This window comes from Massilia pseudoviolaceinigra, assembly GCF_030846505.1.
GTDB lineage: Bacteria > Pseudomonadota > Gammaproteobacteria > Burkholderiales > Burkholderiaceae_D > Telluria_A > Telluria_A violaceinigra.
The window spans coordinates 89,096-96,781 of record NZ_JAVCWL010000031.1; the positions used below are offsets into that span (position 1 = coordinate 89,096).

At 65.0% G+C, this 7,686-nt stretch carries 3 protein-coding genes; 2 read left to right on the forward strand and 1 reads right to left on the reverse strand.

All coding sequences use genetic code 11. The annotated features are described in order from the left end of the window. Window positions 1–2,256 carry a cyanophycin metabolism-associated ABC transporter gene (locus RBA40_RS25640; RefSeq protein ID WP_306651023.1) on the reverse strand — a complete coding sequence of 752 codons (2,256 nt, stop codon included), beginning with the start codon at window positions 2,254–2,256 and terminating at the stop codon, window positions 1–3. Window positions 2,257–2,546: 290 nt separating this feature from the next. On the opposite strand from RBA40_RS25640, the gene RBA40_RS25645 reads away from it, so the two are divergent. After that, entirely contained in the window at window positions 2,547–4,736 is a 2,190-nt protein-coding gene (locus tag RBA40_RS25645) for a cyanophycin synthetase (RefSeq protein WP_306651025.1), read from the forward strand. Window positions 4,737–4,833: 97 nt separating this feature from the next. Next, on the forward strand, window positions 4,834–7,404 hold the full coding sequence (gene cphA, locus RBA40_RS25650) for a cyanophycin synthetase (protein ID WP_306651026.1): 2,571 nt from the start codon (window positions 4,834–4,836) through the stop codon (window positions 7,402–7,404). Window positions 7,405–7,686: the final 282 nt, after the last annotated feature.

Sequence of the window (7,686 nt, forward strand, 5' to 3'; positions counted from 1 at the left end):
TTAATCCCCGTCCTTGTCGTCCATATCCGTATCGACGTTGCGCGCCTGCGCTTCGTACAGCCGGAAATAGGCGCCTTCGCGCGCCATCAGTTCGTCGTGGCTACCCTCTTCCATCACCACGCCGCGGTCCAGCACCACCAGGCGGTCGGCCCGGTGCAAGGTCGACAGGCGGTGCGCGATGGCGATCGTGGTGCGGCCCTGCACCAGGTTATCGAGCGCTTTCTGGATTTCCTTTTCGGTTTCCGAATCGACCGACGAGGTCGCCTCGTCCATGATCAGGATGCGCGGATCGATCAGCAGCGCGCGCGCGATCGAAATGCGCTGGCGCTCGCCGCCCGACAAACCCTGCCCGCGCTCGCCCACCATCGAATCGTAGCCCTGCGGCAGGCGCAGGATGAACTCGTGGGCGTGCGCCGCGCGCGCCGAGGCGATGATTTCCTCGCGCGTGGCGTGCGGCTTGCCGTACGCAATATTTTCGGCGATGGTACCGAAGAACAGGAACGGCTCCTGCAGCACCAGCCCGATATTTTGCCGGTAATCGGACACCGCGAACGAGCGGATATCGACGCCATCGAGCAGAATCGCCCCTTCCGACACATCGTAAAAGCGGCAGATCAGATTGACCAGGGTACTCTTGCCCGATCCGCTATGCCCCACCAGGCCGACGAATTCGCCCGCCTTGATATTGAGGGAAATACCGCGGTTGACCGCGCGGTTGCCGTAACGGAAACCCACTTCACGCAAATCGATGCGCCCTTCGATCTTGTCGAGCTTGACGGGATTGGCCGGTTCCGGAACGCTCGATACATGGTCCAGGATATCGAAAATCCGCTTGGCGGCCGAAGCCGATTTCTGGGTGACCGACACGATGCGGCTCATCGAATCGAGACGGCCGTAAAACCGGCTGCTGTAGGTAATGAACAAGGTCAGCACGCCGACCGTGATATTTTTGTTCGACACCAGCCAGATGCCGAATACCCACACCACCAGCAAACCGAGTTCGGTCAGGAACGAGACGGTCGGCGAAAACAGCGACCAGACCCGGTTGAGTTTATCGTTGACGGCCAGGTTGTGTTTATTCGCATCGCGGAAACGGGTCGCTTCGCGCTGTTCCTGGGCAAAGGCTTTCACCACGCGCACGCCGGGAATGGTATCGGCCAGTACATTGGTTACCTCGCCCCATACGCGGTCGATTTTCTCGAAGCCGGTGCGCAGGCGGTCGCGCACGATATGGATCATCCATGCGATAAACGGCAGCGGCACCAGCGTAATCACGGCCAGCATCGGATTGATCGAGCACAGGATCACGCCGGTCATGATAATCATCAGCACGTCGGACGCGAAGTCGAGCAGGTGCAGGGATAAAAACACGCAGATGCGGTCGCTGCCGCTGCCAATGCGCGACATCAGGTCGCCCGTGCGCTTGCCGCCGAAATACTCCAGCGAGAGCTTCATCAAATGTTCATAGGTGGCCGAGCGCAGGTCGGCGCCCATCCGTTCCGACACCAGCGCCAGCACATAGGTCTTGCCCCAGCCCAGCAGCCACGCCAGCACCGCCGAACCGAACAGACCGGCCATGTACAGCCACACCAGGTTCTGGTCCACCGGCTGCCCGTTCTGGAACGGGATCAGCACGTTGTCCATCAACGGCATGGTCAGATACGGCGGTATCATATGCGCCGCGGTGCTGGCCAGCATCAGGAAGAAACCCAGCCCCAGCTGCCCGCTGTACGGCTTGGCGAAGCGCCACAGGCGGAACAGGGTCCAGGTCGACGGCGGCGTGTACAGCACCTTGGTGCAGATCGGACACTCGTCCTGCCCCGGTTCAAGCGGCGCCTTGCAGCTCGGGCACACGTTCTGCTCGGCCAGTTGCACCGGCAAGCCGCTGACAAAACTGTCGCGCTGCTCGCTGAAATGGTCGAGCACGCGGATCGCGTGCAGGTTCTGCCCCAGCGTGAAGCGCCAGGAGCTGAGCAAACCTTGCTCGTCGAACAATTGAAGATGGCCGACACCGGCATGATCGTGGTGCGTGAGCGACAATCCGGGACGGAATCCCCACTCGCGCCACTCGGTTTCGCCCGGCGCGCGCGCCAGCAGGCGGCGGCTGGTGACCAGCACCAAGCCTTTTTTGAAGCGCAATTTGGCGTCGAGGTCAACCTCGACCCCACTTAAAACGTTTTCCCCTGGTGCAAGTTTTTTAGCGACGTCAGCCTGCCAGTGTTCAGGCAGGGAAAGCGGCCCGGTGGGCGTCGTCATAGGAGAAACAGATGGATCTATAGTCATCGTAGTGCGGTTCCGGCTCTGGGCCACGAATTTACGGGCGGTAATTGTTCAACGTGGGCGCCGTCGGCAGGGGCTCCCGGGGATGCCGTACCAGCATGCCGCAGGGCATGCCCGCGCGACGCGATCGGGAATCCAGACTGGCAGAAATCGGTTCAGCACGGTAAGCTTCGTCTCTAGCAAGTATACAACATGATGCGCTTTGAAAAGCCTTACGAGGTCTTGGGGCGTGAACGACGCCAGGCCTGTTATCAAGAAATAACGACATGACAAAGAAGAAAGAAATCAGCGTTCTGCGGGTGAGCCACCTGCGCGGACCCAACATCTGGACCTATCGCCCGGTCATCGAGGCGTGGCTGGATATCGGCGCACTCGAAGATTTTCCCTCGAACCTGCTGCCCGGACTGTACGAACGCCTGACCGCCTGGCTGCCCGGCCTGATCGAACACCGCTGCGGCGTGGGCGAGCGCGGCGGCTTCCTGGAGCGCCTGCGCGAAGGCACCTGGTCCGGCCACATCCTCGAACATGTCGTTCTCGAACTGCAAAACCTGGCCGGCATGCGCACCGGCTTCGGCAAGACGCGCTCCACCGGCCAGCTGGGGCTCTACAAGATGGCCTTCCGCACGCGCCAGGAAGAAGTTGGCCTGGCCGCGCTCGACACCGGGCGCGCCCTGCTGATGGCCGCCATCGACGATACCGCGTTCGACCTGGACGCCGCCGTCGCCGCGCTCAAGGACATCGTCGACCGCCAGTGCCTCGGCCCGAGCACGGCCCACATTGTCGAAGCGGCCACCGAGCGCAAGATCCCGTTCATCCGCCTCACCAACGGCAACCTGGTGCAGCTCGGCCACGGCGCCGCCCAGCGCCGCATCTGGACCGCCGAAACCGACCGCACCAGCGCGATTGCCGAAAGCATCGCCAGCGACAAGGACCTGACCAAGACGTTGCTCAAATCGTGCGGCGTGCCGGTGCCCGAGGGCAGCCTGGTACGCAGTGCCGAGCAAGCCTGGGAAGAAGCGCAGGACATCGGCCTGCCGGTGGTCGTCAAGCCCTACGACGGCAACCACGGGCGCGGCGTCTCGCTCAACCTGATGACCCAGGCCGACGTTGAAAAAGCCTACCACCTGGCCGCGCGCAAGGGCGAGAGCGCCAGCGTGATCGTCGAGCGCTTCATCCCCGGCGACGAACACCGCCTGCTGGTGGTCGGCACGCGCATGGTCGCTGCCGCCAAGGGCGAATCGCTGTGGGTCACCGGCGATGGCGTGGGCGACATCATCGCCCTGGTCAACGGCCAGATCAACACCGACCCGCGCCGCGGCGTTGGCGAAGATTCGCCGCTCAACCTGGTCGCGCCGGACGTCTCCGCCGAAATCATTCTCGAACTCGAACGCCAGGGATTGAGCGCGCACTCGGTCCCGCTGGCGGGCCAGAAAGTGCTGATCCAGCCGAACGGCAACGTCGCCATCGACGTCACCGACCAGGTCCACCCGTCGATCGCCCACGCCGCCGCGCTGGCCGCGCGCATCGTCGGCCTGGACATCGCCGGGATCGACCTGGTGGCCGAAGACATCACCCGTCCGCTCGACACCCAGCGCGGCGCCATCATCGAAGTGAACGCCAGTCCCGGCCTGCTGGCCCACCTCAAACCCGGCCAGGGCGAAGCACGCCCGGTCGGCACGGCCATCATCGAGCACCTGTTCGCCGCTGGCGACAGCGGCCGCATTCCGGTGGTCGGCGTGACCGGCACCAGGGGCACCAGCCTGATTGCGCGCCTGATCGGCTGCCTGGTGCACCTGACCGGCAAGCATACGGGCGTGGCCAGCGGCCAGGGCCTGTTCCTCGACCAGCGCCAGGTCACCGGCGAGAGCGCCATGACGTTCGAGGCCGGCCAGCGCCTGCTGATCAACCGCACCGTCGAAGCGGCTGTTTTTGAAAGCAACGCACGCACGATCTTGTCCGAAGGCCTGGCCTACGACAAATGCACGGTGGGCGTGGTGACCGACATGGATGGCCACGAAGCGCTGACCGACTTCCACATCATGGATGCCGACAGCATGGCCAACGTGATGCGCACCCAGGTCGACGTGATCCTGCCTCACGGCGCGGCGGTGCTCAACGGCGCCGATGAACGTGTCGCGGCGCTGGCCGAGCTGTGCGACGGGCGCGTGATCTTCTACGCGCTCGACCCCGAACTGCCCGTGATCGTGGCGCACCGCGCCGCCGGCGAACGCGCGGTCTTCATGCGCGGCCAGGACGTGGTGCTTGGCGACGGCGCGCAGGAAACGGTGCTGTTCCAGATGTCCACGCTCAAGCCGGGCACCGCCAGGTATCCCGAAACGGTACTGGCGGCGGTGGCGGCGGCATGGGCGCTGGACGTACCGGCGGCCCTGATCGGCGCCGGCCTGCGCACCTTCGACACGGCTGCGAATACCACAGCCAAAAAAGCCAAACTTTAACAAAACAGCGCCCGGCCGGAAACGGCCGGGCTGCCGGCAGTGTCAACGCCCAAGGGCGCAGCGACGCACCAGCGCAACACTTAGGATGAAACGGTTTATGGAAGTATCTCGCGTACGGGCCCTGCGTGGTCCCAACCTCTGGAGCCACCACACTTCGATCGAAGCGATCGTTGCCTGCACCAGCGCCGAACAGGATATCGACGCCCTGCCCGGCTTCGAAAAGCGCCTGCGCGCGCTGTTCCCGCAAATGAGCTCCCTGCAAACGCTCGGCCACTACGACCCCATCGCCATGGCCCAGGTGCTGGAACTGGCGGCGCTGTCGTTGCAGGCGCAAGCCGGCTGCCCGGTCACCTTCAGCCGCACCACCGCCACGCCCGAAAAGGGCATCTACCAGGTCGTGGTCGAGTACTCCGAAGAAGCGGTCGGGCGCCTGGCCATGGACCTGGCCGCGCAACTGTGCGCCGCCGCTGCCGACGATACCCCGTTCGACCTGGGCGCCGCCCTCGCGCAACTGCGCGACCTCGATGAAGACGTGCGCCTGGGCCCGAGCACCGGCGCCATCGTGCAAGCCGCCGTGGCGCGCAACATCCCGTTCCGGCGCCTGACCGACGGCAGCCTGGTCATGTTCGGCTGGGGCAGCCGCCAGCGCAAGATCCAGGCCGCTGAAATCGACAGCACCGGCGCGATTGCCGAATCGATTGCGCAAGACAAGGAACTGACCAAGAAACTGCTGCACGCGGCCGGCGTGCCGGTGCCGCTCGGCCGCGTCGCCGCCGACCCGGACGACGCCTGGGCCGCCGCGCTGGAAATCGGCCTGCCGGTCGTGATCAAACCGAAGGACGGCAATCAGGGCAAGGGCGTGACGGTCAACGTCACCACGCGCGAGCAGCTGGTGGCCGGCTACCACGCCGCCGCTGAATTTCGCGACGATATCCTGGTCGAGCGCTACCTGCCCGGCCACGACTTCCGCCTGCTCGTCATCGGCAACAAACTGATCGCCGCCGCACGGCGCGACCCGCCCATCGTCGTTGGCGACGGCAAGCACACCGTGCGCGAACTGGTCGACCAGGTCAACCTCGACCCGCGCCGCGGCAATGGGCATTCCACCTCGCTGACCAAGATCCGCTTCGACGACATTGCGCTGGCCAGCCTGGCCAAGCAAGGGCTGGTGGCCGAATCGGTCGCGCCCAAGGGGCAGCGCGTCATCCTGCGCAATAACGCCAACCTCTCGACCGGGGGCGCGGCCAGCGACGTTACCGACGACGTCCATCCCGAAGTGGCCGCGCGCGCGATTGCCGCCGCCCACATGGTGGGACTGGACATCTGCGGCGTCGACCTGGTGTGCGACAGCGTGCTCAAACCGATCGAAGAGCAGAACGGCGGCATCGTCGAAGTCAACGCCGCCCCGGGCTTGCGCATGCACCTCTCGCCCTCGTTCGGCAAGGGCCGTGCGGTGGGTGAAGCAATCATCTCCTCCCTGTTCGCCGACGGCGACGATGGCCGCATTCCCGTGGTGGCCGTCACCGGCACCAACGGCAAGACCACCACGGTGCGCCTGATCGCCCACCTGCTCACCGCCGGCGGCCTGCGCACCGGCATGACCAACACCGATGGCGTCTACATCGAAGGCCGGCGCATCGACAGCGGCGACTGCAGCGGCCCGCGCAGCGCGCGCAACGTGCTGCTCCATCCCGACGTCGACGCCGCCGTGTTCGAAACCGCGCGTGGCGGCATGCTGCGCGAAGGACTCGCGTTCGACCGCTGCCAGGTGGCCGTGGTCACCAACATCGGCGCGGGCGACCACCTGGGCCTGAACTACATCACCACGGTCGAAGACCTGGCGGTACTCAAGCGCGTGATCGTGCAGAACGTCGCCGACAGCGGCGTGGCGGTGTTGAACGCCAACGACCCGGTGGTGGTTGGCATGGCCAGCAACTGCCGCGGCAGCGTCACCTTCTTCACGGCCGACGCCGGGCATCCGGTCATGTCGACCCACCGCGCCCAGGGTCAGCGCGTGGTCTACGTGGACGGCGGCATGCTAGTTGCCGCGCAAGGCAAGCTTGAGCACCGCATCGCGCTGGCCGAGGTGCCGATCACGCGCGGCGGCAGCATCGGCTTCCAGGTCGATAACGTCATGGCCTCGGTGGCGGCCGCGTGGGCGGTCGGCACGGCGTGGGAGGACATCCGCGCCGGGCTCACATCGTTCGCCAACGAGAGCGACAACGCGCCGGGGCGCTTCAACGTCTTCAGCTACCGCGGCGCGACCGTGATTGCCGACTACGGCCATAATCCGGACGCCATCCTGGCGCTGGTGGGTGCCGTGGAAAGCATGCCGGCCAAGCGGCGTTCGGTGGTGATCAGCGGCGCGGGCGACCGGCGCGACGAAGACATCCGCCAGCAGACCGAGATTCTGGGCGCCGCGTTCGACGAGGTGCTGCTGTACCAGGACCAGTGCCAGCGCGGGCGGGCCGACGGCGAAGTCGTCGCGCTGCTGCGCCAGGGCCTGACGGGCGCCGTGCGCACCACGCACGTGGACGAAATCAACGGCGAGTTCATTGCGATCGACACGGCGCTGGCGCGTCTCGGCGAAGGCGACCTGTGCCTGATCCTGATCGACCAGGTCGACGAAGCGCTGGCCCACATCGCCGGCCGCATCGCCCAAGGCTAACCGCCACTCACAATTACCCAACCGGGGTCAGAGCTCTGATTCGAAACAATTGCCTGCCAGAGGTCAGAAAATCCACTGGATCAAGCTCTCACCTCCTACAACCGGGGTCAGAGCTCTGATTTGAAATTGTTTTGAACAAGCAACCGGCCCAGCTCGGATACATCCTCACCCAGCGCAACGTCATCGCTCTGTATCCAGCCCCTGATTGACCAGATTCCCGACGCTCCAGCTCCGGTGTGTAGCTAGACTATTTTTGCAAGACTGTAATTAATTGCTAGTCAG